The organism is Mesorhizobium sp. CNPSo 4689 (assembly GCF_057784325.1).
Window position 1 is genome coordinate 432,113 of record NZ_JBWLUZ010000001.1, and the last position, 25,340, is coordinate 457,452.

General features: G+C 62.9%; 23 protein-coding genes and 1 other RNA gene. 14 read left to right on the forward strand and 10 right to left on the reverse strand.

Translation table 11 applies throughout. The features are described from left to right. Positions 1-2 precede the first annotated feature (2 nt). The 6 genes from AC04SI_RS01980 to AC04SI_RS02005 all read right to left on the reverse strand — a co-directional run bounded on the left by AC04SI_RS01980 (position 3) and on the right by AC04SI_RS02005 (position 8,470). Positions 3-1,631 carry an ABC transporter ATP-binding protein gene (locus tag AC04SI_RS01980; protein ID WP_404275218.1) on the reverse strand — a complete coding sequence of 543 codons (1,629 nt, stop codon included), beginning with the start codon at positions 1,629-1,631 and terminating at the stop codon, positions 3-5. Beyond that, positions 1,628-2,767 carry an ABC transporter permease gene (locus AC04SI_RS01985; RefSeq protein ID WP_192179110.1) on the reverse strand — a complete coding sequence of 380 codons (1,140 nt, stop codon included), beginning with the start codon at positions 2,765-2,767 and terminating at the stop codon, positions 1,628-1,630. The genes AC04SI_RS01980 and AC04SI_RS01985 overlap by 4 nt, the downstream gene beginning before the upstream one ends. Then, positions 2,767-3,861, reverse strand: a complete 1,095-nt coding sequence (locus AC04SI_RS01990; RefSeq protein WP_192179111.1) for a microcin C ABC transporter permease YejB — start codon at positions 3,859-3,861, stop codon at positions 2,767-2,769. The genes AC04SI_RS01985 and AC04SI_RS01990 overlap by 1 nt, the downstream gene beginning before the upstream one ends. 30 nt (positions 3,862-3,891) lie before the next feature. After that, positions 3,892-5,754, reverse strand: coding sequence for an extracellular solute-binding protein (locus AC04SI_RS01995; RefSeq protein ID WP_488473840.1), 1,863 nt, complete (start codon positions 5,752-5,754; stop codon positions 3,892-3,894). Between the two features lie 14 nt (positions 5,755-5,768). Next, on the reverse strand, positions 5,769-7,646 hold the full coding sequence (locus AC04SI_RS02000; RefSeq protein ID WP_404275221.1) for an extracellular solute-binding protein: 1,878 nt from the start codon (positions 7,644-7,646) through the stop codon (positions 5,769-5,771). 161 nt (positions 7,647-7,807) lie between these two features. Beyond that, positions 7,808-8,470 (reverse strand): c-type cytochrome, encoded by a 663-nt coding sequence (locus AC04SI_RS02005; protein WP_404275223.1) that lies wholly within the window; start codon positions 8,468-8,470, stop codon positions 7,808-7,810. Positions 8,471-8,661: 191 nt separating this feature from the next. Here AC04SI_RS02005 and AC04SI_RS02010 point away from each other — a divergent pair, with 191 nt between their 5' ends. Continuing rightward, entirely contained in the window at positions 8,662-9,390 is a 729-nt protein-coding gene (locus AC04SI_RS02010; protein WP_404275225.1) for a 3-deoxy-manno-octulosonate cytidylyltransferase, read from the forward strand. 9 nt (positions 9,391-9,399) lie between these two features. After that, a complete protein-coding gene (locus tag AC04SI_RS02015; protein WP_404275227.1) occupies positions 9,400-10,263 on the forward strand; it encodes a prephenate dehydratase in 864 nt (287 codons plus the stop codon). Between the two features lie 47 nt (positions 10,264-10,310). Here the strand turns inward: AC04SI_RS02015 and AC04SI_RS02020 are convergent, their stop codons facing one another. Next, positions 10,311-11,153: a LysR family transcriptional regulator gene (locus AC04SI_RS02020; protein WP_404275228.1), complete on the reverse strand. Its 843-nt coding sequence runs from the start codon at positions 11,151-11,153 to the stop codon at positions 10,311-10,313. Positions 11,154-11,238: 85 nt separating this feature from the next. Here AC04SI_RS02020 and AC04SI_RS02025 point away from each other — a divergent pair, with 85 nt between their 5' ends. Continuing rightward, positions 11,239-12,225, forward strand: coding sequence for an aldo/keto reductase (locus AC04SI_RS02025; protein ID WP_488473841.1), 987 nt, complete (start codon positions 11,239-11,241; stop codon positions 12,223-12,225). A 44-nt stretch (positions 12,226-12,269) separates the two neighbouring features. On the opposite strand, the gene AC04SI_RS02030 is transcribed toward AC04SI_RS02025, so the two are convergent. Genes AC04SI_RS02030 through AC04SI_RS02040 form a run of 3 tightly spaced genes read right to left on the reverse strand, consistent with a single transcriptional unit; the run spans position 12,270 to position 13,983 of the window. Next, positions 12,270-12,572, reverse strand: coding sequence for a Dabb family protein (locus tag AC04SI_RS02030; RefSeq protein WP_404275230.1), 303 nt, complete (start codon positions 12,570-12,572; stop codon positions 12,270-12,272). Between the two features lie 10 nt (positions 12,573-12,582). Further along, the gene (gene nudC / locus AC04SI_RS02035) at positions 12,583-13,524 is read right to left on the reverse strand and encodes an NAD(+) diphosphatase (RefSeq protein WP_404275232.1); all 942 of its coding nucleotides are present in this window, start codon (positions 13,522-13,524) and stop codon (positions 12,583-12,585) included. Positions 13,525-13,563: 39 nt separating this feature from the next. Continuing rightward, positions 13,564-13,983 (reverse strand): HIT domain-containing protein, encoded by a 420-nt coding sequence (locus AC04SI_RS02040; protein ID WP_404275234.1) that lies wholly within the window; start codon positions 13,981-13,983, stop codon positions 13,564-13,566. Between the two features lie 199 nt (positions 13,984-14,182). Between AC04SI_RS02040 and ffs the strand changes: the two genes are divergently transcribed. From ffs to AC04SI_RS02095, 11 genes are all read left to right on the forward strand, one after another. After that, positions 14,183-14,279: signal recognition particle sRNA small type (ffs, locus tag AC04SI_RS02045), an RNA gene on the forward strand. A gap of 105 nt (positions 14,280-14,384) precedes the next feature. Then, positions 14,385-16,202, forward strand: coding sequence for a DNA polymerase III subunit gamma/tau (locus AC04SI_RS02050; protein WP_488473842.1), 1,818 nt, complete (start codon positions 14,385-14,387; stop codon positions 16,200-16,202). A gap of 16 nt (positions 16,203-16,218) precedes the next feature. After that, the gene (locus tag AC04SI_RS02055) at positions 16,219-16,542 is read left to right on the forward strand and encodes a YbaB/EbfC family nucleoid-associated protein (RefSeq protein ID WP_006199387.1); all 324 of its coding nucleotides are present in this window, start codon (positions 16,219-16,221) and stop codon (positions 16,540-16,542) included. 217 nt (positions 16,543-16,759) lie between these two features. After that, positions 16,760-17,743: a cell wall hydrolase gene (locus AC04SI_RS02060; protein WP_404275237.1), complete on the forward strand. Its 984-nt coding sequence runs from the start codon at positions 16,760-16,762 to the stop codon at positions 17,741-17,743. Positions 17,744-17,869: 126 nt separating this feature from the next. Next, a complete protein-coding gene (recR, locus tag AC04SI_RS02065; RefSeq protein WP_006199390.1) occupies positions 17,870-18,475 on the forward strand; it encodes a recombination mediator RecR in 606 nt (201 codons plus the stop codon). A gap of 24 nt (positions 18,476-18,499) precedes the next feature. Beyond that, on the forward strand, positions 18,500-19,771 hold the full coding sequence (locus tag AC04SI_RS02070; protein ID WP_404275239.1) for a lytic murein transglycosylase: 1,272 nt from the start codon (positions 18,500-18,502) through the stop codon (positions 19,769-19,771). A gap of 248 nt (positions 19,772-20,019) precedes the next feature. After that, positions 20,020-21,657, forward strand: a complete 1,638-nt coding sequence (locus AC04SI_RS02075) for an ABC transporter substrate-binding protein (protein ID WP_488473843.1) — start codon at positions 20,020-20,022, stop codon at positions 21,655-21,657. An 18-nt stretch (positions 21,658-21,675) separates the two neighbouring features. Continuing rightward, positions 21,676-22,743, forward strand: coding sequence for an ABC transporter permease (locus tag AC04SI_RS02080; RefSeq protein WP_404275243.1), 1,068 nt, complete (start codon positions 21,676-21,678; stop codon positions 22,741-22,743). Then, on the forward strand, positions 22,740-23,660 hold the full coding sequence (gene nikC, locus AC04SI_RS02085) for a nickel transporter permease (RefSeq protein ID WP_488473844.1): 921 nt from the start codon (positions 22,740-22,742) through the stop codon (positions 23,658-23,660). The genes AC04SI_RS02080 and nikC overlap by 4 nt, the downstream gene beginning before the upstream one ends. Beyond that, entirely contained in the window at positions 23,657-24,490 is an 834-nt protein-coding gene (locus AC04SI_RS02090; RefSeq protein ID WP_404275245.1) for an ABC transporter ATP-binding protein, read from the forward strand. Before nikC ends, AC04SI_RS02090 begins: the two co-directional genes overlap by 4 nt. Beyond that, positions 24,487-25,236 carry an ABC transporter ATP-binding protein gene (locus tag AC04SI_RS02095; RefSeq protein WP_404275246.1) on the forward strand — a complete coding sequence of 250 codons (750 nt, stop codon included), beginning with the start codon at positions 24,487-24,489 and terminating at the stop codon, positions 25,234-25,236. Before AC04SI_RS02090 ends, AC04SI_RS02095 begins: the two co-directional genes overlap by 4 nt. Positions 25,237-25,340: the final 104 nt, after the last annotated feature.

The following is a 25,340-nucleotide window of genomic DNA, read 5'->3' on the forward strand; positions in this document are numbered from 1 at the left end:
GCCTACTCGCTGACGATGCCGGCCGGCGCGGTCTCTATTCTGAACGCGGCCGATATCAGCGCCCGAGTATAGTCGGTTTGCGGGTTTCCAAAAATCTGTTCGGAAGGCCCGGCTTCGACAATTTGGCCATTGCGCATGACGATGACGTCGTTGGCAAGCGCGCGGATGACTTTCAGATCGTGGCTGATGAACAGATAGGCCAGATCATGCTTGGCCTGCAGGCTGCGCAGCAGGTCGACGACCTGCGCCTGAACGCTCATGTCGAGCGCCGAGGTCGGCTCGTCCAGCATGACGAAGCGAGGGTTGAGCACCATGGCGCGCGCGATGGCGACGCGCTGACGCTGGCCGCCGGAGAATTCGTGCGGATAGCGGTTGCGGGTGGCCGGATCGAGCCCAACCTCCTTCAATACGTCGACGACGCGCTCGTCACGCTGGTCCGGCGACAGTTTCGGCTCGTGAATCTTCAGCCCTTCCTCGATGATCTCGGACACCGACATGCGCGGGCTGAGCGAGCCGAACGGATCCTGGAAGACGATCTGCAACTCGCGCCGGAGCGGCCGCATGGCGTTGAAGGACAGCTGGTTGATGTCGCGACCGTTGAACTGGATGGTTCCGGTCGACGAGATCATCCTGGCCAGCGCCAGGCCGAGTGTCGTCTTGCCCGAGCCGGATTCGCCGACGACGCCGAGCGTCTGACCGGCGCGCACGGTGACGTCGATGCCGTCGACCGCCTTCACATTGTCGACGGTGCGGCGGAAGAAGCCCTTCTTGATCGGAAACCAGACCTTTATGTCGCTGCCCGTCATCACCGGCTTGGCGGTCGCGTTGGCGGCCGGCGGCTTGCCCTTCGGCTCGGCGGCCAGCAAATGCTTGGTATAGGCGTGCTGCGGGTTCGCAAAGATATCCTTGGTCGGTCCGGTCTCGACGATCTTGCCCTTGGTCATCACGCAGACCCGGTCGGCGATCTTCCTGACGATGCCGAGATCGTGAGTGATGAACAGCATCGACATGCCCTTGCGGCTCTTCAGCCCCGCCAGCAGTTCGAGGATCTGCGCCTGCACGGTGACGTCGAGCGCCGTCGTTGGCTCGTCGGCGATCAAAAGCTCCGGCTCGTTGGCCAAAGCCATGGCGATCATGACGCGCTGGCGCTGGCCGCCAGACAGCTGGTGCGGATAGGCGTCGAGCCGCTTCTGCGGCTCGCGGATGCCGACCTCGTTGAGCAGTTCCAGGGTGCGTGCCCTGGCCTGGCGGTCGCCGAGGCCCTGGTGCAGCTTCAGCACTTCGACGATCTGCTGCTCGATCGTGTGCAGCGGATTGAGCGAGGTCATCGGCTCCTGGAAGATCATGGTGATCTTGTTGCCGCGCACCTGGCGAAGCTGCTTCTCGCCCATGGCAAGCAGGTCGGCACCATGGAACAGGATCTTTCCCGACGGGTGGCTGGCGCTCGGATAGGGCAGCAGCTTCAGAACCGACAGCGCCGAGACCGACTTGCCGGAGCCGGACTCGCCGACCAGCGCCACCGTCTCGCCCTTGGCGATGTCGAAGGAGATGTGGTCGACGGCCATCGACTGGCTGCCACCTTGCGCGAAGGCGACGCTGAGGCCGCGGACGGAGAGCAGGGCGTCGCTCATTTGAACGTCTTGCGCGGGTCGAAGGCGTCGCGCGTCGCCTCACCGACGAAGACCAGCAGCGACAGCATCAGCGAGATGACGACGAAGCCGGAAATGCCGAGCCATGGCGCGTTGAGGTTGCGCTGCGCCTGCTTTAGCAATTCGCCGAGCGAGGCGGAGCCGGGCGGCAGGCCGAAGCCGAGATAATCGAGCGAGGTCAGCGTCGAGATAGATCCGCTGAGCAGGAACGGCAGGAAGGTCAGCGTCGCCACCATGGCGTTGGGCAAAAGATGGCGGAACATTATGGTGAGGTTGCGCACGCCGAGCGCGCGCGCCGCGTTGACATATTCGAAGTTGCGAGCGCGCAGGAACTCGGCCCTGACCACGCCGACCAGCGCCACCCAGGAGAACAACAGCATCAGCCCAAGCAGGATGAAGAAGCCGGGCGGCAGGATGGCGGCGACGATGAGCAGCAGATAGAGCACCGGGATCGCCGACCAGATTTCGATGAAGCGCTGGAACAGAAGGTCGGTCCAGCCGCCGAAATAGCCTTGCACGGCGCCGGCCGCGACGCCGATCAGCGCCGAACCGAAGGTCAGGATCAGGCCGAACAGCACCGAGATCCTGAACCCGTAGATCACGCGCGCCAGCACGTCGCGCGCCTGGTCGTCAGTGCCCAGCCAGTTCCAGTTGCCGACGATGCAATTGGGGTCGGCAGCACCTTGTGGATACTGGCTGCAGCGCTTCGTGGCGTCATATTGCCAGGAAGGCTTGGCGGGTGCTGCCTCCGGGATGGCGTTGTTGACGGTCTGGTAGGAGTAGCGCACCGGCGGCCAGATCATCCAGCCATTGGCGTTGATCTCGTCCTGGATGACCGGATCGCGATAATCGGTGACCGCGTAGAATCCGCCGAACTTCTCTTCCGGATAGGCGACCAGAACCGGAAACAGGATCTCGCCCTTGTAGGAAGCGATGATCGGCTTGTCGTTGGCGATCAATTCGGAAAACAGCGACAGCACGAACAGGAACAGGAAGATCCACAGCGACCAGTAGCCGCGCCGGTTGGCCCTGAAGTTCTGCAGGCGCCGCTTGTTGAGCGGCGACAGCCAGGGCCGGGCGATCCGTTCCGGCGCCGTGCCGGCAGCGGCCTCTGCCATCAGACGTCTCTCCGCTCGAAATCGATGCGCGGATCGACCCAGGTGTAGATCAGGTCCGACAACAGGCCGACGAACAGGCCAAGCAGCGAGAAGATATAGAGATTGGCGAACACCACCGGATAGTCGCGCTCGACCACCGACCTGAAGCCGAGCAGGCCGAGGCCGTCGAGCGAGAAGATGTTCTCGATCAGCAGAGAGCCGGTGAAAAAGGCCGAGATAAAGGCGCCGGGGAAGCCGGCGATGACGATCAGCATGGCGTTGCGGAAGACATGGCCGTAGAGCACCTTCCGCTCCGACAGGCCCTTGGCGCGCGCGGTCACCACATACTGCTTGCGGATCTCCTCGAGGAACGAGTTCTTGGTCAAAAGTGTCGTCGTCGCGAAGGCCGACAGCACCAGCGCCGTCAGCGGCAAGGTCATGTGCCAGAAATAGTCGACGATCTTGCCTGACCAGGACAGCTGATCCCAATTGTCGGAGGTGAGGCCGCGCAACGGAAACCAGTCCCAGAAGGATCCGCCGGCAAACAGCACCATCAGCATGATGCCAAACAGGAAGCCGGGAATGGCATAGCCGACGATCACCACCCCGCTGGTCCAGACGTCGAAGGTCGAGCCGTCCTTGACCGCCTTGCGGATGCCGAGCGGGATCGAGATCAGGTAGGACAGAAGCGTGATCCACAATCCGATCGAAATCGACACCGGCATCTTTTCCAGGATCAGGTCGAGCACCGAAATGTCTCGGAAATAGCTGTCGCCGAAATCGAAGCGCGCATAGTTCCACAGCATCATGCCGAAGCGCTCGAGCGGCGGCTTGTCGAAGCCGAACTGCTTTTCCAGCTTCTTGATGAATTCGGGGTCGAGCCCCTGCGCGCCGCGATATTTCGAGCTGACGTCTCCGGCCACATCGACATTGCTGCCGCTGGCATCGCCACCGCCACCACCGAGCCGGTCGCTGCCACCCTGGTTGGTCAGCCTGGCGATGACCTGTTCGACCGGCCCGCCGGGCGCGAACTGGATGACGGCGAACGATATCGCCATGATGCCGAACAGTGTCGGGATCATCAGAAGGATGCGGCGGAGTATATAGGCGCCCATCAGGCTGCCGGCCCTGCGCGAACTGGAATGTCAGGCTTTGCCAATTTTTGCCGCCTTGCCCTTGTCGAACCACCACAGCGCTTCGACCGGAAAGCCGAAATCGGGTTTTTGCTCGGGAAAGCCGAACATGTCCCAATAGGCGCTTCGGTGATTCGCCAGGAACCAACTTGGAATCCAATCGCGCCGCGCACGCAAGGCCCGATCGAGTGCCCGCATTGCAACGGTCAGGCTTTCGCGGTCCTTGGCGGCGCCAACCGCGTCGATCAGTACGTCGATGGCGGGGCTCGATATGCCGGGAAGATTGCGCGACCCGGACACTGTCGCCGTGCTCGAATGGAAGAAGATTTCGAGATCATCTCGAGTCGGTGTCGCCGAAAACGAGAAGGCGACCGAGATCAGGTCGAAATCGAAGGTCGACTGCCTGAGCTGATATTGCGCTGGATCGACCAGTCTTATCGTGGCGTCGATGCCGACCGCCCTCATGTTGGCGATCCAGGGCGAATAGACCTTCACGAAGGTGTCGTCGTCGACGAGGAATTCGGCTGACAGCCGCCCGCCCTTTTCGTTGACAGCGAAATCGCCGGAACGTTTCCAGCCTGCCTCGGCGAGAAGTTTCGCGGCCTTCCCCAGCATCTTGCGATCCCGCCCTGAGCCGTCCGAGGCAGGCTGCGTCACCGCCTCGCCGAAGGTCTCCGGCGGCAGCTTGTCACGCAGCGGCTCCAGCAGAGCGAGTTCTTCAGGCGAAGGCATGCCTTCGGCGCGATAGTCCGACTTCTCGAAGCAGGATTGCGAGCGCTCGTAGGAACCGTAGAAGAAGTTGCGCCGTGTCCATTCGAAGTCGAAGCAGAGCGCAATCGCCTGCCTCACACGCGCGTCGCGAAACTGCTCGCGCCGCTGGTTGACGGCGGTGGCCTGCATGGAAGGGACTGTTTCAGCGGGAAATTCGTGCTTGACCACCTTGCCGGCAGTGAAGGCCGGAAAGTCATAGGCCGTCGCCCAGACCCGCGAGGTGAACTCCTCCCGGTAGAGGATCTCGCCCTTCTTGAAAGCCTCGAAACCGGCGGTGCGGTCCTGGTAGAACTCGATGCGGATGCGATCGAAATTGTTCTGGCCGCGATTGACCGGGAGATCCTTGCCCCAATAGTCGGCGACACGTTCATATTCGATCCACGACCCCGCCGACCACCGCCCGACCTTGTAGGCGCCGCAGCCGAGCGGAGGGTTCAGTTGCGAGGAATCGAAGGGATTAGCGCTGTAGAAGGCCTTCGACAGGATCGGGAATTCGGCGACGTTGAGGATGGTGCGAACGGAGTGCTTGCCGGAAAAGCTAAGCCTGAGCGTGCGCGGATCGACAGCGACCGCATCCTCCAGATGCGTCAGCGACAATGACAGGTCGGGATGACCCTTTTCCTTGAACAGCTTGAAGGTAAAGGCCGCGTCCTCGGCGGTCAGCGACGTGCCGTCGTGGAAGCGCGCCTCGGACCGGAGCGAGAATTCGAAGTTCTTGCGGTCGTCCGAAATGGTCACGCCGTCGGCAATCAGGCCGTAGATGGCGTCCGGCTCGTCCAGCGCCCTGGCCATCAGCGAATCGAAGCACATCCCCATGCGTGGCGGCGCGTCGCCCTTCGGTGTGAAGGAATTCAGCGTGTTGAAGGTCTCTGTGTTCTGATTATAGCCCCAGTTGGGCGGCGAGAAGTTGAAGGTGCCGCCTTGCGGCGCATCGACATTGACATAGTCGAAATGGGCAAAATCAGGCTTGTATTTGAGGTCACCGAAAGCCGACAGGCCGTGCATCTTGACGCCGGTCGGAATGGCGGCGAAGGCGCGGCCGGGCAGCAGCGCCGCCGCGCTGGCCGCGGCGCTAAGCGCCAGGACGTCGCGGCGGGTCGCCATAAATTGCCGCCCCATCAATTGCTGCCCTTGTATTTCGCGGCCAGCGCCTTTTCCTTCTCGGGATCGATCCACCAGGAATCGGTGTCGGCACCCCTGTAACCCGGCTGCTTTTCCGGAATGCCGAACTTGTTCCAATAGGCGAGCCACACAACGGCCCGATAGTATTGCGGCACGACATAGTAGTTCCACAAAAGCACCCGATCGAGCGCATGGGTGGCCGCGACCAAATCGTCCCGGTCGGTGGCGAAGATGATGCGGTCGACAAGGGCGTCGACGACCGGGTTCTTGATGCCGGAGTAATTGCGCGATCCCGGCGTATCGGCGGCCTTCGAGCTCCAGAAGTCGCGCTGTTCATTCCCAGGTGATTCCGACTGCCCAAGCTGCCCGATGACGACGTCGTAATCGAAATGGTTGACGCGGTTGATGTACTGGGTCTGGTCGATCATTCGTAGCGTAGCGTCGACGCCGATCTTGCGCAGATTGGCGATGTACGGGCTGGAGATGACCTGGTCCGTGTCGTTCGTGCCGAGGATCTCGAACTTGAACGGCTCACCGGTCTTGGCGTTGACCATCTTGCCGCCCTTGATCACCCAACCGGCCTTGGCGAACAGGTCGACGGCCTGCTTCAGATACTTCCGTTCTGCTTGCGGTGAATCGTAGACCGGCAGCTTGAATTCCTGCGTGAACAGTTCCGGCGGCAGCTTGTCGCGGTACTTTTCCAGGATTTCCAGTTCCTTGCCTTGCGGCAGGCCGCTTGAGGCCAGCTCCGTGCCCTGGAAATAGCTTTGGGTACGGGTGTTGAAACCGTAGAACAGCGTGCGGTTCATCGTCTCGAAGTCGAAGGGATAGGTCAGCGCGGCGCGCACCAGACGATCTTGAAAGAGCGGACGCCTCTGGTTGAGCATGAAAGCCTGCATCGGCTCGGGCGATGTGGTCTTGAATTCCTGCTTGATGACATCGCCGGCCTTGACCGCCGGAAAATCATAGAATGTCTTCCAGCGCTTCGAACTGTTTTCCGGCTTGATGTCGTCAAATCCGCCCTTGGTGAAAGCCTGCCAGGCGGCGTTGTCGTCGAGGATGTAGGTGAAGCGCTGGGTGTCGAAATTCTCGCGGCCGATCTTCACCGGCAGCTTGACGCCCCAATAGTCGGGCACGCGCTGCCAGACGATTTCCGAACCCGGCTTGAAGCTGGCGATCTTGTAGGCGGCGGAGCCGATTGGCACTTCCAGCGTCGGTTTGGTGACGTCGCGCTTCTTGCCGTTGGCGTCGGTGCCTTCCCACCAGTGTTTGGGCAGCACGGCGAGGTCGCCGAGGATTTTCGGCAGCTCGCGGTTGCCTTTCTGGTTGAAATGGAATTCGACCTCGCGGTCCGAGACAGCGACCGCATCGGTGACGTTCTCGAAATAGCGGCTGTATTGCGGGCTGTTGGCCTTCAGCACCTGGAACGACCAGATCACGTCGTCGACGGTGATCGGCTGGCCGTCATGCCATTTTGCCCGCGGATCCAGCCGATAGGTCGCCGAAGAATAATCGGCCGGGTATTTGTAGGCGTCGGCAATCAGCGGGTGGCTGACGCTGCCTTCGTCGGTCGCCTGATCCATCAGCGTGTCGTAGAGCAGGCCGCCACCGAAGGGTACGAGGCCGGCCGCCGGCGACCCCTGCACGATGTAGGGGTTGAAGCTGTCGAACGTGCCAAGCTGGACCGAGTTGTAGGTGCCGCCCTTGGGCGCGTCGGGATTGACGTAGTCGTAGTGCTGGAAATTGTCGCCGTATTTGGACGGGCCGATCAGCGAAGAGGTGGTGCGCCATTCATCCGAGAAGGCCGCCTGCAGGCCGCCGGCAAGGGCGGTCGCGACCAGCATGGATTTGAGAAGCGTTCGGCCAACCGTCATGCGTTCTCCTCTTTGCGATGCACGTCCACAGGCAATCTAGATCATTTGACGCCCATGAAAACCGCAATGGTCGGGCTTTGTCGCCGCATATGCGGTTTTCCTAACAGAAAAGCCGGGCTGAACCCGGCTTTTCTGTGAATGTCCGCATGACAAATTCGTTATTATTTGGCGGGTGCTGCACCTTCGGCCGGCTTTGCCGGAGCGGCTGGCGCCGGTGCTGCCGGTGCCGCACCTTCGGCGGGCTTGGCCGGCGCGGTTGCGTCGGCGGCGGCACCTGGCGCCGGCAGCGGCTTTGGATTGTCGGACAGCGTACGCAGATAGGCGATGACGTTGGCGCGGTCCTCATCCTTCGCCAGGCCGGCGAAACCCATTGCCGTGCCCTTCACGAACTTCTTCGGCGAAAGGAGGAAGTGGTTGAGGTTGTCGTAGGTCCACTTCTCGGCGCCGCCCTTGGAGAAATCCTTCATGCCGGCCGAATAGGCAAAGCCCTCATGCTCGGCCACCGGGCGGTCGACAAGATCCCAAAGGTCGGGGCCAACCTTGTTCGGGCCGCCCTTTTCGCCGGTATGGCAAGCCTGGCATTTCTTGAACACGGCAGCGCCCGCCTCGGCATTGGCGGTGGCTAAAAGATCGGCGATCGGCTTGGCTTCCGCCGCCGGGCCAGCCGCGCCGCCTTCGGCGGGCTCGGTCGCCTCGATGGCGAAGCCGGGCTTTTCGGGCGCGGGCGAAGCAAACAGCGCGTCGGAGACGATGCCGACGGAAAAGACGATGAAACAGGTGCCAAGGAATCCGGCGAGCAGCTTGTTGACTTCGTTGGAATCCATGCGCCCCTTGCTCCCTTTTCCGGCGGACCGACCGTCCACTCCGTCCGTCGGTATCGTGGCCCGCCCAGCTGGGGCGGTCAAATCGGGCGGAAACTAGGTCTTTTGCTCTGGCGTTGCAACACCTATAAGGGCGCTTCCAGTGAGACCTTTTGCCACTTTCCCATCCGCTTTTCCAACGCCCCACAACCTCGATGTCCACGCTCATCCTCATCCCGGCCCGCATGGCCTCGACCCGCCTGCCGGGCAAGCCGCTGGCCGACATTGCCGGCGCGCCGATGATCGTGCAGGTCGCCCGCCGCGGCGCCGAGGCCGGGCTTGGGCGGGTTGTGGTGGCGACGGATAGCGAAGCCGTGGCGGAAGCGGTGCGTTCGCACGGTTTCGAGGCGGTCATGACCCGAGACGATCACCAATCCGGCTCCGACCGCATCTTCGAGGCGCTGACCGTCATCGACCCCGACCGCAAGGTCGAAACCATCGTCAATGTCCAGGGCGATCTGCCGACGATCGAGCCTGAGATCATCGGCGCGGCGCTAAAGCCTTTCGAGAACGCATCGGTCGACATCGCCACGCTCGGTGTAGAGATCGTCCGCGACGAGGAAAAGACCAATCCGAACGTCGTCAAGATCGTCGGGTCGCCGCTGTCGGCGACGCGGCTCAGGGCGCTCTATTTCACCCGCGCCACAGCGCCCTGGGGCGAGGGGCCGCTGTATCATCACATCGGCCTTTACGCCTATCGGCGCTCGGCGCTCGAGCGCTTCGTCGCCCTGAAGCCGTCGCCGCTGGAGCGGCGCGAGCGGCTGGAGCAATTGCGGGCGCTGGAAGCCGGCATGCGCATCGACGCCGAGATCGTCCAGTCGCTGCCGCTCGGCGTCGACACGCCGGAAGATCTCGAACGCGCCAGAGAAATCCTTTCAAACTGAGATTTGGGCATGCCTGAAAAGACCAACAGAATATCCTTCCAGGGCGAGCCGGGCGCCAATTCCGACACCGCCTCCCGCAACATGTTCCCGGCGATGGAACCGTTGCCGTGCCCGACCTTCGAGGATGCCTTCAACGCGGTCGAGACCGGCAAGGCCGAGCTCGCCATGATCCCGATCGAGAACACCATCGCCGGGCGCGTCGCCGACATCCATCATCTGCTGCCGGAATCGAAGCTGCACATCGTCGGCGAATATTTCCTGCCGATCCACTTCCAGCTGATGGTGCTGCCGGGTGTGAAGCGCGAAGAGATCAAGACCGTGCACAGCCACATCCATGCGCTCGGTCAGTGCCGCAAATACATCCGCAAGAATGGCTGGAAGCCGGTGGTCGCCGGCGACACGGCGGGTTCGGCGAAGCTGGTTTCCGAGGTCAAGGACCGCACCATGGCGTCGCTCGCCCCGGCGCTGGCCGCAGAGCTCTACGGGCTCGATATCATCGAGAAAAATGTCGAGGACACCGACTCGAACGTCACCCGCTTCGTCGTGCTGACCAAGAACAAGCACTGGGCTGAGCGCCCGGCGCCGGACGTCAAGATGATGACAACCTTCATCTTCCGCGTCCGCAACGTGCCGGCCGCGCTCTACAAGGCCATGGGCGGTTTCGCCACCAACGGCATCAACATGACCAAGCTCGAGAGCTATCAGCTCGGCGCCTTCACCGCGACGCTGTTCTACGCCGATATCGAGGGCCATCCCGACGATCCGCTGGTCAAGCTGGCGCTCGACGAGCTGCGCTTCTTCTCGCGCGAAATGCGCATCCTCGGCGTCTATCCTGCCAGCCAGTCACGCGAGCAGTGGAAGGTGGCCGACTAGCTCCCTCGTTTGAACGGGATCGTCCGCGGTCGGTGGACTGCGCACGCTCAGCTCTTGCCGTCGAAGGATCGATCCGAACCAATGAGCCGTGCGATCCTGTCGATCGTCGCGCGTACCTCCGGCAATTTGCGATCATCGCCATGCACCACCAGCCACTGTTCATGTGACAGATCCTCGATCACATCATCGGTGCGAACCAGATCGTTGTGGGCGTCGCCAACGAAGCAGGGCAATACCACATGGCCGGCGCCGGCAAGCGCGAGGTCGAGGAGCGAGCGCGGCTGAGTGACTTCAAAGCGTATTTGATCTCGTCTGTTGGCGCGCACCCAGATTGCCGATGGCGTGTTCACCGTAGCCGCGATCCAATCAGCCTTTCGAACCGCATTCGGATGCGCGTAGGGAGCAAATGCGACGGTCTTTGTCCTGCGAGCCGCAACTCCCGGCTCGGACGGCCTCCGGTTCCGAATCCCGATCAATGCCTCGCGCCTGCCTATGCTCTGCACCTCTTCAACGGCGCTGAAGACAATATTCCGGTCGCTCAGCCCCAGTTTTTCGATGTTGCGTGCCAGGTACCAGGTCATCCAGGTGCCGGCGGACACACGGATGGGCGCCGACACGTTTCGTCGCGAGAACTCCCTGGCGATATCCAGGAACCGTTGCTCGATGGTCTCTGCCTGCGATGTCAGCGCTCGACCTGCCGCCGTCAACTCATAGCCGGATGGCAGCCGAGAGAACAACTCGGCGCCCAATGCCCGCTCAAGATCGACGACATGCCGGCTCAGCGTCGCCGCACTCTGACCTACAGCCTTGGCTGCGGACGAAAGGCTCCCATCGCGCGCAACCGCCAGAAAGATCCTCAGATCAGACCAGTCGATATCTGTTTCATTCATGCACTGCCCTCTCCATTTTTGCCGACTCCCATCTGAGGTCGGTCTGGCGCCATATCAAGACCGGGTGGCCTGCGGAGAACATGATATGGCAATGAGAATTCACCTGGGATCGCGGATCGGCATGGGCTGCTGGGCAATCGGCGGTCACTTCTGGTCAGGAGAGACACCGGTCGGATATTCCGGCGCTGACGACAGCCAATCCGTGGAAACCATTCATGCGGCATGGGATGGTGGAATTCGGCTCTTCGATACGTCGGCGGTGTATGGAGCCGGCCACTCGGAGGAGCTTTTGGGCGAGGCGCTCGCCGGCCGTTCGGAAGCAATTATCGTGTCGAAATTCGGCCATTCCTTCGATCGGGTTTCCCGCCAGATGACCGGCCCGAGGTTCGCCCCCGACTATGTGCGCTGGTCGGTTGCTGAGAGCCTCCGCCGACTGGGCCGCGATTGCATCGACGTGATGTTGCTTCACCTCAATGATCTTGCGATCGAAGATGCGGCACCAGCGTTCGAGGTCCTGGAGCAACTTGTCCAGGCTGGCGATATTCGAAGCTATGGCTGGAGCACGGACTTTCCGCCAAGCGTCGAAGCCTTCGCTGACCGGAGCGGCTTTTCAACGGTCCAGCATGCGATGAACGTCTTCTTCGATGCGCCGTCCATTTGCAAAACCGCATGTGACAACGGCTTGGCGCAGCTGATCCGGTCGCCGCTCGCCATGGGCGTGTTGACGGGGAAATTCTCGGATGGACGGTCGGTTCCATCGGACGATGTCAGGTCGGTTCCTGCCGATTGGCAGCTATACTTTGAAGCTTCGCGCGCCCGTTACGACTTGACCAGGCAGATCGATGCAATCCGCGATCTGCTCACCACTGGTGGGCGGACGCTCGGTCAGGGGGCCTTGTGCTGGCTGCTGTCGAAAGGTGGCGACATTCACCCCATCCCTGGCGCAAAAACGCCCAGGCAGGCTGTCGAGAACGCCGCGGCGATGGAATTTGGGCCGCTGTCAGAGACCGTGATGGCTGAGATCGAAACCATTCTCCAAAGACCGCCAGAAGGTGAGTTTCGCGCTCGATAGCTGCCGCTTCGTTGTGGCTTCGCGTGGCCACTTTGGGCGGGATCCTAGCTCCAGCCGAGCGGCACGTAGTCGATCTCCATGAACGCCTCGACCTCCGGCAGCCAACGGTCGCGGACGAAGGCGACGTGATCGGGGTGGTCGTTGTACCGCGTATAGGCGGCCTGGTCGGCGAACTCCATCGAGAAGCCGAAGCGATAGTCGTTCTTCGGGCTGACCTGCCGCAACTGCTCGAAATGGGTGACGCCCTTGATCGCGGTGAGGATCCTCTTGGCGTCGGCGAGGAACCTCTTTTCCTCCAGCGAATGCGGCGCATGCTTCAGCGTGAACACGACGGTATGACGGATCATTTTTCTGCTCCTACTCGCTATCGACCCATGCACGGATGAGGTGGTGGGCGATCGCCCCTTTCGGCGGTGTGATCAGGCCGCCCTCATGCTCGCGGGTTAGCATTAGCCGCACCTCGTCGCGGTAGAACCAGCGGCAGTCTTCGAGCTCATTGAGGTCGGCCTGAATGTCGTCGTTGAGCGGTTCGCCGAAGCAGCCGATCATCAGCGAATAGGGGAACGGCCAGGGCTGGCTGGCGTGGTAGACGACGCGGCCCAGCCGGATGCCGGCCTCTTCCAGCGTTTCGCGGCGCACCGCCGCCTCGATCGTTTCACCCGGCTCGATGAAGCCGGCGAGCGCCGAATACATGCCCGGCCCGAAATGCCGGCCGCGACCGAGCAGGCATTTTTCCGGCGTCACCGTCAGCATGATCGCCACCGGGTCGGTGCGCGGGAAATGCTCGGTGCCGCAGGCCGGGCAGTGCCGCTTGTAGCCGCCCGCCCGCATTTCGGATTCATTGCCGCATTTGCTGCAGAAGCGATGGCTGGCATGCCAGGCCAGCAAGGCCGCGCCTTGCGCTAGCGCGCCGGCCGCCGCCTCGTCGATCAGACCTTGCATATAGACCGAGCGGTAGTCGATGGCCTTGATCGTTTCGGGAAGCTGCTCGGGTTCTATCCCGACCGGCACGGCAAGCACCGGGCCGCTCTCGGAAAAGCCGAGCAGGACACCTTGTGCAAAGGAAGGCTGCAGCAGCCCGCTTTCGGCTACATGGAACCATGGGTCGAACGCACCGTCGCTCAGCTTCAGGTAAAGCCGGCCGCCATGCATCAGCAAAAGCCTTGCCGAAGGGTCGGCCAGCGACTTTTCGACGGAATCGTCGGCGCGGTTCTCGGACTGCCGGTCGATCGTGTTGCCGGCAAAGCCGACGAACTGGCTCGGCTCGCGCAAGGGCGCGTCAAACAGGCGGAAGCTCATGGAGACTCAGAATTGCTCAGGATGGACTCAGGGGTCAGCTTATAACGCCGCCTTGATCGTTTGGGCAAACCGGCGGATGTCGGAGCGTTGGTAGGGCTCGCGCATGCCGTGCCCCCAGACCGGCCCCGGCCAGCCGGGATCGCCCTCCGAGCGCGCGATGACATGGACGTGCAGCTGGCGCACGATATTGCCGAGCGCGCCGGTGTTGATCTTGGTGCAGCCGGTGGTCCTTTTCAGCGCCTGCGCCACCATGTTGGTCTCGAAGGTCAGCATGGCTTGGTCGAGCGGCGTCATGTCGTGGATTTCTTCCACGCCCGGCCGCTGCGGCACCAGGATCAGCCATGGCCAGCGGCGGTCGTTCATGACCCTGAGTTCGCACAGGCCGAGCCACATCAGCTGCTCGCTGTCCGCCTCCAGCCTGGCGTCGAGCGTGAATCCGGCCTTGAGGCCCGGCAGCATCGGCGTTTTCCTCATTTTTATGGGCTTTGCAGCGCTTTTTTGACTCATGAACGCTAGAGCGGCTGCAAGGGGGCTGCAAGCGATTCATTGGCCGGTATTGCGGATTTGAAGGCCTGTCGGGCGAAGAACCTTCCGGCTTCGTGGCGCCGATTCTCGTGCGCCCTTGCATTTCATCGCCGAATTGCCGATATGGAGCCTGGGAGGTTGGTGGTGGACGATCCACTCGCCAACCGGGTCAGGTCCGGAAGGAAGCAGCCCTAACGAGCCCGGAACGGGTCATTGTTCCAGCCTCCCGCCTCTTCGCCTTTCTGTCGCGACATTGACGGCGCCAAGCCGTGCGGGCGAAACTATGCGCAGGAATCGGCCGCCTTCCGTCGCGGTCCTGGGAGCTTTGACGGCGAATGAGCGAAGCCGGAAATTTGGGGCCTGAAAGTCCGCAGACAGGCAAGGCCGGCGCCTATCGCGTCCTGGCGCGCAAATACCGGCCTTCGAATTTCTCCGAGCTGATCGGCCAGGAGCCGATGGTCCGCACGCTGACCAATGCCTTCGCCTCCGGCCGCATCGCCCAGGCCTGGATGCTGACCGGCGTGCGCGGTGTCGGCAAGACGACGACGGCACGCATCCTGGCACGCGCCCTCAACTACAAGACCGCCACCGTCGACCAGCCGTCTGTCGACCTTGCCGTTCTGGGCGAGCATTGCCAGGCGATCATGGAAGGCCGCCATGTCGACGTCATCGAGATGGACGCCGCCTCGCACACCGGCATCGACGACATCAGGGACATCATCGAGCGCGTCCGCTACGCGCCGGTGTCGGCTCGCTACAAGGTCTACATCATCGACGAAGTGCACATGCTCTCCACCCAGGCCTTCAACGGCCTCTTGAAGACGCTGGAAGAGCCGCCGCCGCATGTCAAATTCATCTTCGCCACCACCGAAATCCGCAAGGTGCCGATCACGGTTCTGTCGCGCTGCCAGCGTTTCGATCTCAGGCGCATCGACGCCAGCGCACTGGTCGCGCATCTGACGTCCATTGCCGGCAAGGAAGGCATTGCGGTTGACGACGACGCGCTGGCGATGATCGCTCGCGCCGCCGAAGGCTCGGCCCGCGATTCGCTTTCCATCCTCGACCAGGCGATCGCCCATGGCAGCGGCGCGGTCAGCGCCGAAGCCGTGCGCGCCATGCTTGGCCTGGCCGACCGCGCCCGCATCGTCGACCTGTTCGAGCATGTCATGAAGGGCGACGTCGCGGCGGCACTGGCCGAATTCCGCAACCAATACGACACTGGCGCCGATCCGGCCGCGGTGCTCACCGACCTCGCCGAGTTCAATCATCTGGTTACCCGGCTGCGCTTCGTGCCGACGGCGCTGGATGACGCCTCGCTGTCCGAGGATGAGCGCCGGCGCGGCACCGACTTCGCCGGGACGCTGTCGGTCAGGGTGCTGTCTAGGACATGGCAGATGCTTCTGAAAGGCATCCCCGAGGTGCAGTCGTCCAACCGGCCGGTCAGCGCTGCCGAAATGGTGCTGATCCGTCTCGCGCACGCCGCCGACCTGCCGACGCTGGACGAGGCGCTGAAGTCGCTGGAAGGCGCCGCAGCGGTCCCCAATAGCGCGCCGCGCTCGAATGGAGCCCCCGCAAATCCCGGCAATGGTAGCGGCGCCAGCGCGGTTGCGCAGACGCGCATGCCGACGACCGGCGGTGGCGCACAGACCATGCGGCTGGTCGAGACCGAGCCAATGCCCGCGGCTTTCGTGCCGGCGCCGGAACCCGTCGCGGAGGCGCCGGCTGTTCCGGTGAAATCGCTCGCCGATATCGCCGCCTTGGCCGACACGCATCGCGACATCGCCTTCAAGGTGCTGATCAAGCGCTGCGTGCGCCTGGTGCGCATCGAGCCCGGCCGCATCGACGTCAGCCTGACCGACGACGCGCCGAAGATGCTGCTCAACGAGCTGACGACCAAGCTGCGCGCCTGGACCGGCCGCAACTGGCTGGTGTCGCTGTCGAAGGAAACCGGCGGCCAGACAATGGCCGAGATGGAATCGACGAAACGCGAAAACGCCTTCCTCGATGCCAAGAGCGATCCGACCGTCGCCGCCATCCTGGCGCGCTTTCCCGGCGCTAAGATCATCGACGTACGCATTCCCGACGTGCCGGAAGTCGACGATGCCGATGCCGACCTGCCGGTCGAGCCAGCGGCGGACGACGAAGAAAACTGAAACTGAGGACCTAACGATGAAAGATCTTCTCGGCCTGATGGGCAAGGCGAAGGAAATGCAGGCCAAGTTCCAGGCCATGCAGGACGAGATCGCCACGCTGGAAGCCACCGGCCAGGCCGGCGGCGGCCTGGTCAGTGTTACGCTGACCGGCAAGTTCGAGATGAAGTCGCTGAAGATCGATCCGTCGCTGTTCAAGGAAGACGAGGTCGAGATTCTCGAGGACCTGCTTCTCGCCGCCCACAATGACGCCAAAAATAAGGTTGAGCAGGTCATGCAGGAGAAAACCAAGGCGCTGACGGCAGGCTTGCCGATACCGCCGGGAATGAAATTGCCGTTCTGAGCCGGCTCCGACCAGTTAATTGATTATGAACGAAAATTGGACGCAGAGGCTGTTGTTAAGGCTTTCCCCGGCTTTGTTCACGCTGGCATTTCCGGGCATTTATAAAGTTTTACCTATGCTGCACGAATGCTAATCCTTTAGCCATCTTTTTGCCGTTAAGAGTCTCATTCTTGCCACATCTCGGGGCGGGCTGGCAGCTGAAAATGAGGCATTTTTGTTGATCGCGACGCGATGGAAGACGCCGCTGCTGCTTAGCATCGTCACTTCTCCCCTGTTCCTGGCCGGTTGCAGCCAGACCACCACGCACGGCATGTCGGTCGCCAGCCTGACCAATGCCATCACGCCAAGCTTCCTCAGCACACGCGCCTACGGCCACACGCCGAAGGAAAAGGAGTGCCTGGAGCGGGCGATGTTCTTCGAGTCCAACCGGTCGAGCCGCGACGGCATGATCGCCGTCGGCACGGTGGTGATGAACCGGCTGCGCTCGGGCCAGCATGGCAACACCATCTGCGAAGTCGTTGGCGAGAAGGGCCAGTTCGCCCCCGGCGTGATGACGCGGCCGATGAACTCCAAGGCGATGCCCGATGTCGAGGAAGCCGCCGAGGCGGTGCTCAAGGGCGAGCGCAAGACCAAGCTCAGGAACACGATGTTCTTCCACACCGCCGGCCTGCGCTTCCCCTACAAGAACATGCACTACACGATGGTTGCGGGCGGCAACGCCTTCTATGAGAAGCGCGGCCGCAACTGGAAGCCGCTGCCGGACGAGCCCACGACGATGGTTGCCTCGGTGACGCCTCGGCAGTCAGAGCCCACTGCGCCGGTGACGCTCGTTGCTTCCGCGGAGCCGTTGCCCGGCGTCAAAGCGACCACCGTCAAGGCAACGACTGCCAGGGCGACGGCCGACAAGACAGTTCCCGTCCAGGCAACTTATGTCACTGCAGCAGCGGTGGCGCAGCCGGCGAAATCCTCGCGCGTCGCTGCGGCGGTGAAATCCGCGCCGCCCAAGCAGACCGTTGTGGCGATGCAGGAGCCCATGCAGGAACCGGACGCTTCCCGTTTCGGCGGACCCGCACCCCAGCAGGTCATCACCTCGTTCCCGGCGCCGCAAGAGGCGGCGATGGGGTTCCAGTCGACGCCTGAGAACACCGATGCCATCGGCGCGATGATCGTCAGCCAGAGCCGCCCGCTCGAAGCTTACTAAGGAATGGTCGGCGCCCAGCGTCCTGGCTGGGCGTTTTGGGCGGGCTGACTCTAATGGCAGTATGGCGTGGGGACGCATGGGCGTTGCGCTGTTTCAAAGCGCGCGGAAAAATCCTAGATCAGTGCGATGTCCAAGCGAATCGCCGGTCCCGAGATCGAACGCCTGATCCAGCTCCTGGCCAAGGTGCCGGGGCTCGGTCCCCGTTCGGCCAGGCGTGCCGCCCTTCATCTCATCAAGAAGAAGGAGCAGCTTTTGTCGCCGCTCGCCGCCGCCATGGGCGAGGCGGCCGACAAGGTGCGCATCTGCACCACATGCGGCAATGTCGACACCTCGGATCCCTGCATGATCTGCACCGATCCGCGCCGCGACGCCGCCACGCTGATCGTCGTCGAGGATGTCTCCGACCTGTGGGCGCTGGAGCGGGCAGCCGCCATGAACGTGCGCTACCACGTGCTCGGCGGCACGCTGTCGCCGCTCGACGGCATCGGCCCCGAACAGCTCAACATCCGCTCCCTGGTAGACCGTGTGGCGGGTGGCGAGGTAAAGGAGGTGATCCTCGCCGTCAACGCCACCGTGGAGGGCCAGACCACGGCTCACTATTTGACCGATCAGCTTTCCGGCTTTGAAATTAAAGTCACTCGTTTGGCGCATGGCGTGCCGGTCGGCGGCGAGCTTGATTATCTCGATGAAGGCACGCTTGCTGCTGCGCTACGCTCGCGGACGGCGTTTTGACGCAACTGGCGGGGAGGATCTGTGATGGATGATTTTCCTGAAACGATTGCACTCCAATCTCTGAGGCTGGCTCTGCTTTCGTTGTTTGCAGCGCTTGTTGCCCTCATCCTCGTCACCCCCGCCTCCGCGGCAAAGATCGACGACCAGTTCTACGCCTGGCTGCAGAACGACCTCTGGCCCGAGGCCAGGGCCAAGGGCATCTCCAAGAAAACCTTCGACGAGGCCTTCATCGGCGTGAAGCCGAACCTCAAGCTGCCCGACCTTGTGATGCCCGGCGAGAAGCCGAAGACGCCGCAGAAACAACATCAGTCCGAGTTCGGGTCGCCCGGCGCCTATTTCGCCGAAAAGACCGTTCGCGCCGTCACGGCTGGCGGACGGACGCGCGAGGGCGCCAATGCGCGGGTGCTCGGATTGCTCGAGAAACGCTATGGCGTGCCGGGCGAGGTGCTGCTGGCGATCTGGGGTCGCGAAAGCGGCTTCGGCGCGGCCAAGATGCCTTACGACGCCTTCGAGGTGCTGGGCACCAAGGCCTTCATGTCGACGAAGAAGGATTTTTTCCGCACCGAGGTGCTGGCAGCACTTGAGATCGTCGAGCGCGGACTGGCTCCGGTCGCAGCGATGAAATCGTCCTGGGCCGGCGCGCTCGGCCAGCCGCAATTCATGCCAACTTCGTTCCTGAAGCACGCCGTCGACTTCGATGGCGACGGCCGGCCCGACATCTGGAACTCGGCGCCTGACGTGCTGGCCTCGATCGCCAACTATCTCGTCCATTATGGCTGGGTGAGGAACCGCGGCTGGGGGTTCGAGGTGACGGTGCCGCAAAAAGTCTCCTGCTCGCTCGAAGGACCCGACCAAGGCAAGAAGATCGCCGAATGGGTGGCGATGGGCATCAGGCGCGTCGGCACGAAAGCCTTCCCGGCAAGCGAATTGAAGGCCGAGGGCTTTCTCCTGATGCCGGCCGGGCGCAGCGGCCCGGCCTTCATCGTCACGCCCAATTTCTACGTGCTGAAGGAATACAACACCAGCGACCTCTACGCCCTGTTCATCGGCCATGGCGCCGACCGCATCGCCCATGGCGACTCGAATTTTGCCGGCAGTTGGGGGCCGGTCGGCGGCCTGCACCGCTCCGACATCGCCGCCCTGCAGCGGGCACTTGAGGCCGAGGGCTACGATGTCGGCAGCGCCGACGGCCTGCCCGGCTTCAAGACGCGCCGCTCAATCGGCAGCTGGCAGGCGAAAAACGGTCAGGCCGCAACTTGCTTCCCGGATGCCGGCTTGGTCGCGGCACTGAAGTAGCAGATTTTTCCCGATTGGCGGCATTGATTAGCCGGCATATGCGTCGACCCTTGCGGCCCATTCTGGTCCAATAAGCTGTCTTTCAAATCCTCGTTGCCGGCTCGGAAACCGCCGGGTATGGTGTTGACCAATTGGACAAAAACCACGACGCTAAAGGGTCATGGGGCCGTCGTTCGGCCCCGAAAGAATTCTGCAATCCTGAGCCGGGAACTCAGGTCAACAAACCAACAAAACAGGGAACGATCACCATGATGCTGGAAAAGTTTGCTCTCCGCTCACGCGCCCTGCTTGCAGGTGCGGCACTGTCCGCGCTGCTCGTAGCACCCGCGTTTGCCGTCACGCCCGCCGACACGCTGGTCGAAGGTCTTGCGATCGACGACATCATCTCCATGGATCCAGGCGAGGCGTTCGAACTGTCGACCGCGGAGGTCACCGGCAACACCTACGATCTCCTGGTCCGCCTCGACCTCAGCGACACCTCCAAGGTCAAGGGCGATCTTGCCGAAAGCTGGACCGTTTCCGACGACGGCCTGACCTACACCTTCAAGCTCAAGCCCGGCCTGAAATTCGCTTCCGGCAACCCGATCACGGCGGCCGACGTCGCCTATTCCTTCGAGCGCGCCGTCAAGCTGGACAAGAGCCCGGCCTTCATCATCAGCCAGTTCGGCATCAGCGGCGACAATGTCGGCGAGAAGGCCAAGGCCGTCGACGACACCACCTTCCAGTTCACCGTCGACAAGGCCTACGCGCCGAGCTTCGTGCTGAACTGCCTGTCGGCCACCGTCGCCTCGGTGGTCGACGCCAAGCTGGTCAAGGAACATGTCGCCGCGGTGACGCCGAGCGCCGACTACAAATGGGACAATGACTTCGGCAATGCCTGGCTGAAGACAGGGTATGCCGGTTCCGGCCAGTTCAAGCTGCGCGAATGGCGCGCCAACGAGGCCGTCGTCCTTGAACGCAACGACAATTACAATGGCGACAAGGCCAAGCTCGCCCGTGTCATCTACCGCAACATGAAGGAAAGCTCGGCGCAGCGCCTGGCGCTCGAGGCCGGCGACATCGACGTTGCCCGCAACCTCGAGCCAAACGATCTCGACGCCATCGCCAAGAACGCCGACCTCACCACCACCAGCGCGCCGAAGGGCACGGTCTACTACATCAGCCTCAACCAGAAGAACCCGAACCTCGCCAAGCCCGAGGTCCGCCAGGCCTTCAAATATCTGGTCGACTATGACGCGCTGAGCTCGACCATCCTCAAGGGCATTGGCGAAATCCACCAGACCTTCCTGCCGAAGGGCGTGCTCGGTGAATTGGACGAAAATCCGTTCAAGCTCGACGTCGCCAAGGCCAAGGAATTGCTGGCCAAGGCCGGCCTGCCCGATGGCTTCAGCGTGACCATGGACGTGCGCAGCAAGCAGCCGGAGACAGGCATGGCGGAATCGATCCAGCAGACGCTGGGCCAGGCCGGCATCAAGCTCGAGATCATCCCCGGTGACGGCAAGCAGACGCTGACCAAATACCGCGCCCGCAACCACGACATTTATATCGGCCAGTGGGGCCAGGACTATTTCGATCCGAATTCCAACGCCCAGACTTTCGCCTCGAACCCGGACAATTCCGACTCCGCCAAGATCAAGACGCTCGCCTGGCGCAATGCCTGGGACATCCCGGACCTGACCAAGCAAACCGAGGCAGCGCTGCTGGAGAAGGATTCGGCCAAGCGCGCCGACATGTACAAGGATCTGCAGAAGAAGATCCTCGACACCAGCCCCTTCGTCGTTATCCACCAGCAGCTGGAAGTGGCCGGCCTGCGCAAGAACCTCAAGGGATTTGCGCTCGGCCCGAGCTTCGACGCCAACTTCGTCGGCCCGGTCTCCAAGGAGTAACGCTGGCGGACGCGCCGCATGAGTGCGGTTGAAAACGAAGTGGCGGCGGGGCGCGGCAGCGCCCGTGCCGTCGCTATCGCATCATCGATCGGCCGCTTCCTGGTCATTGCGATAACGACCTATCTCGGTCTTCTCGCAGTGACCTTCTTCATCGGCCGTGTCATTCCGATCGATCCGGTGCTGGCGGTGCTCGGCGACCGGGCGCCGGCCAATGTCGTCGAGCGGACGCGCCGCGAGATGGGGCTCGACCTGCCGCTGATCGAGCAGTTCTACATCTACGTGAAAGGCGCGCTGAACGGCAATTTCGGCACCTCGGTGCTGACCACCAACCCGGTGATGACCGACATCCGCCGCGCCTTTCCGGCGACCATCGAACTGGCGACGCTCGGCACGCTGATCGGTTCCGTCATCGGCGTGCCATTAGGCGTGCTGGCGGCAGTCCGGCGCGGCAGCCTTATAGACCAGATCGTGCGCATCATCGGCCTGATCGGCTATTCCGTGCCGATCTTCTGGCTGGGCCTGCTCGGGCTTGTCCTGTTTTACGCCAAGCTGCAGTGGGTGGCTTTCCCGGCGCGGCTCGACGTCGTCTACGAATACACCTTCACGCCGATCACCGGCTTCTATCTCCTCGACGCGGCGATGCAGGGGCAGTGGGATGTCTTCTACGACGCCTTTCGCCACATCATCCTGCCGGCCTCGCTGCTCGGTTACTTCTCCCTCGCCTATATCAGCCGCATGACGCGCTCCTTCATGCTGAACGAGCTTTCGCAGGAATACATCGTCGCCGCGCGCGCCAAGGGCCTGTCGGAACGGCGCATCATCTGGGCCCATGCACTGCGCAACGCTGCGGTGCCGATGGTCACGGTGATCGCGCTCTCTTATGCCGGGTTGCTCGAAGGCTCGGTGCTGACCGAGACGGTGTTCTCGTGGCCGGGCATCGGCCTCTACATCACCAATTCGCTGCAGAACGCCGACATGAATGCCGTGCTCGGCGGCACCATCGTCATCGGCTCGGTCTTCATCGCCATCAATCTTTTCTCCGACCTGCTCTACCGGGTGCTCGATCCAAGGACCAAGGCAGGATGAGCGCGGAAGCAATCCAGAGCCGGCGCGACTGGCTGCTCAGCAATCGGCCGGCCTCGCGCATGCAGGCAAGGCTAGGCCGTGCCTATGTGGCCTGGCGGCGCTTTTCCGCCAACCGGCTGGCATTTGTCGGGCTGCTCATCATCATCGGGCTGCTGGTGGTCGCGGCCTTCGCCGACGTGCTGGCGCCCTATTCGCCGACCATTGGCGACCTCAAGGGCTCTCGCCTGCTGGCGCCAAGTGCCGCGCACTGGTTCGGCACCGACGATCTCGGCCGCGACATCTATTCGCGCATCATCTACGGCTCGCGCTGGACGCTCTACGTCGTCGTTCTCGTCGCCATCATCGCGGCACCCATCGGCCTGCTGGTCGGCACCGTCGCCGGTTATGCCGGCGGCTGGACCGATGCGATCCTAATGCGCATCACCGACATCTTCCTCGCATTCCCCAAGCTGATCCTGGCGCTGGCATTCGTCGCCGCCCTTGGCCCCGGCATCGAGAACGCGGTGCTGGCCATCGCCATCACCTCATGGCCGCCTTACGCCCGCATCGCGCGCGCCGAAACGCTGACGGTGCGCAATTCGGACTACATCAAGGCGGTGCAATTGATGGGGGCCTCGCCGTTCCGCATTGTACTCCGCCACATCATGCCGCTCTGCATCTCCTCGCTGATCATTAGGGTGACGCTCGACATGGCCGGCATCATCCTGACAGCCGCCGGTCTCGGCTTCCTCGGCCTCGGCGCGCAGCCGCCGCTGCCGGAATGGGGCGCCATGATCGCATCCGGCCGCCGCTTCGTGCTCGACCAATGGTGGGTGGCGGGCGCGCCGGGCTTCGCCATCCTCATCGTCAGCCTCGGCTTCAACCTGCTCGGCGACGGCCTGCGCGACGCGCTCGATCCTCGGAGTGGCGACCAATGAGCACGCTTCTCGAGGTCGACGACCTGCGCGTCAACTTCCCGACCCGGACCGGCCTGGTCCAGGCGGTGCGCGGCATTTCCTTCTCGCTCGGCCGCGAGCGGCTCGGCATCGTCGGCGAGAGCGGCTCCGGCAAGTCGCAGACCGGCCGCGCTATCATGGGCTTGACGCCGCCGCAGGCTGAGGTGACAGCGAAAAAACTAACCTTCGACGGCATCGATCTGCTGGCGGCGCCGGCCCGCCAACGCCGCGCGCTGCGCGGCAAACGCATCGCCATGATCCTGCAGGATCCGAAATATTCGCTCGACCCGGTGATGAGCATCGGCCGCCAGATCGTCGAGACGCTGCGCACGCATGAGAAGGTCGGAAAGGCCGAAGCGCGCGACCGCGCGCTCGCCATGCTGGAGGCGGTGCAGATCCGCGATCCCGCCCGCGTCTTCGACCTGCATCCGCACGAGGTCTCGGGCGGCATGGGCCAGCGCGCTATGATCGCCATGATGCTGATCGCCGGCCCCGAGATGATGATCGCCGACGAGCCGACCTCGGCGCTCGACGTCACCGTGCAGCTCGACGTGCTCGGCATCCTAGACAAGCTGGTCAGCGAACGCGGCATGGGGCTGATCTTCATTTCGCACGATCTGCGCCTGGTCTCCTCCTTCTGCGACCGGGTCATCGTCATGTATGCCGGCAAGGTGGTCGAGCAGCTGAAGGCGTCGGAATTGCGCGACGCGCAGCATCCCTACACGCGCGGCCTGCTCAACTGCATGCCGAGGATCGGCTTCGAACGACACCCGCTGCCGGTGCTCGACCGCAAGCCGGAGTGGGCGGCATGAATGCGGCTCTTTCCATCGACGGACTGGAAGTGGTCTTCGACCGCTTTCGCGCGCTGAAGGGCGTCAGCCTCGAAGTCAAATCAGGCGACTCCTACGGGCTGGTCGGCGAGAGCGGTTCCGGCAAGTCGACGCTGCTGAAAGCCATCGCCGGGCTGGTACCAGCCGCATCCGGAACCATCGCCGTCAACGGCAAGACGCTTGGGGCGCACCGCGACAAGGCCTTCTACCGCGAGGTGCAGATGGTCTTCCAGGACCCCTATGGCTCGCTGCACCCACGCCAGACGGTCGACCGCCTGCTGCAGGAGCCGCTCGCCATCCACGGCTTTGCTGATGGCGAGAAGCGCATTCAGCGCGCGCTGGACGAGGTGGGCCTCGGAACCGGTTTCCGCTTCCGCTACGCGCACCAGCTTTCCGGCGGCCAGCGCCAGCGCGTGGCGATCGCGCGCGCGCTCATTCTCGAACCTTCGATCCTGCTGCTCGACGAGCCGACCTCGGCGCTCGACGCCTCGGTGCAGGCCGAAGTGCTCAACCTGCTGGAAGAGATCCGGCGGCGGCGCAAGCTCACCTTCCTGATGGTCAGCCACGACCTCGCCATCGTCACCCATATGTGCGAGCGGCTGATGGTGATGCAGAATGGCGAGGCGGTGGAGAACCTTACAGCGAGCCAGCTTATCGGCCACAGGGTGACCAAGGATTACACACGCAATCTGCTCAGGGCGAGCGAAGGGTTTGTGAGAACTGCTTGAGTTCGTCTTCCTGCGCATGACCAACGGTATTCGGGGGAAAAGGGAACCTTTTCGTACGCGTATCGGCCGGTTGGCTAAGCGCAGGCCGGCACAGCCTCCGGCGC

Coding starts and splice junctions, on each gene's coding strand:
- AC04SI_RS01980 (WP_404275218.1), bottom strand. CDS start 1,631: ATGAGCGACGCCCTGCTCTCCGTCCGCGGCCTCAGCGTCGCCTTCGCG.
- AC04SI_RS01985 (WP_192179110.1), bottom strand. CDS start 2,767: ATGGCAGAGGCCGCTGCCGGCACGGCGCCGGAACGGATCGCCCGGCCC.
- AC04SI_RS01990 (WP_192179111.1), bottom strand. CDS start 3,861: ATGGGCGCCTATATACTCCGCCGCATCCTTCTGATGATCCCGACACTG.
- AC04SI_RS01995 (WP_488473840.1), bottom strand. CDS start 5,754: ATGGCGACCCGCCGCGACGTCCTGGCGCTTAGCGCCGCGGCCAGCGCG.
- AC04SI_RS02000 (WP_404275221.1), bottom strand. CDS start 7,646: ATGACGGTTGGCCGAACGCTTCTCAAATCCATGCTGGTCGCGACCGCC.
- AC04SI_RS02005 (WP_404275223.1), bottom strand. CDS start 8,470: ATGGATTCCAACGAAGTCAACAAGCTGCTCGCCGGATTCCTTGGCACC.
- AC04SI_RS02010 (WP_404275225.1), top strand. CDS start 8,662: ATGTCCACGCTCATCCTCATCCCGGCCCGCATGGCCTCGACCCGCCTG.
- AC04SI_RS02015 (WP_404275227.1), top strand. CDS start 9,400: ATGCCTGAAAAGACCAACAGAATATCCTTCCAGGGCGAGCCGGGCGCC.
- AC04SI_RS02020 (WP_404275228.1), bottom strand. CDS start 11,153: ATGAATGAAACAGATATCGACTGGTCTGATCTGAGGATCTTTCTGGCG.
- AC04SI_RS02025 (WP_488473841.1), top strand. CDS start 11,239: ATGGCAATGAGAATTCACCTGGGATCGCGGATCGGCATGGGCTGCTGG.
- AC04SI_RS02030 (WP_404275230.1), bottom strand. CDS start 12,572: ATGATCCGTCATACCGTCGTGTTCACGCTGAAGCATGCGCCGCATTCG.
- nudC (WP_404275232.1), bottom strand. CDS start 13,524: ATGAGCTTCCGCCTGTTTGACGCGCCCTTGCGCGAGCCGAGCCAGTTC.
- AC04SI_RS02040 (WP_404275234.1), bottom strand. CDS start 13,983: ATGCTGCCGGGCCTCAAGGCCGGATTCACGCTCGACGCCAGGCTGGAG.
- AC04SI_RS02050 (WP_488473842.1), top strand. CDS start 14,385: ATGAGCGAAGCCGGAAATTTGGGGCCTGAAAGTCCGCAGACAGGCAAG.
- AC04SI_RS02055 (WP_006199387.1), top strand. CDS start 16,219: ATGAAAGATCTTCTCGGCCTGATGGGCAAGGCGAAGGAAATGCAGGCC.
- recR (WP_006199390.1), top strand. CDS start 17,870: ATGTCCAAGCGAATCGCCGGTCCCGAGATCGAACGCCTGATCCAGCTC.
- AC04SI_RS02070 (WP_404275239.1), top strand. CDS start 18,500: ATGGATGATTTTCCTGAAACGATTGCACTCCAATCTCTGAGGCTGGCT.
- AC04SI_RS02075 (WP_488473843.1), top strand. CDS start 20,020: ATGATGCTGGAAAAGTTTGCTCTCCGCTCACGCGCCCTGCTTGCAGGT.
- AC04SI_RS02080 (WP_404275243.1), top strand. CDS start 21,676: ATGAGTGCGGTTGAAAACGAAGTGGCGGCGGGGCGCGGCAGCGCCCGT.
- nikC (WP_488473844.1), top strand. CDS start 22,740: ATGAGCGCGGAAGCAATCCAGAGCCGGCGCGACTGGCTGCTCAGCAAT.
- AC04SI_RS02090 (WP_404275245.1), top strand. CDS start 23,657: ATGAGCACGCTTCTCGAGGTCGACGACCTGCGCGTCAACTTCCCGACC.
- AC04SI_RS02095 (WP_404275246.1), top strand. CDS start 24,487: ATGAATGCGGCTCTTTCCATCGACGGACTGGAAGTGGTCTTCGACCGC.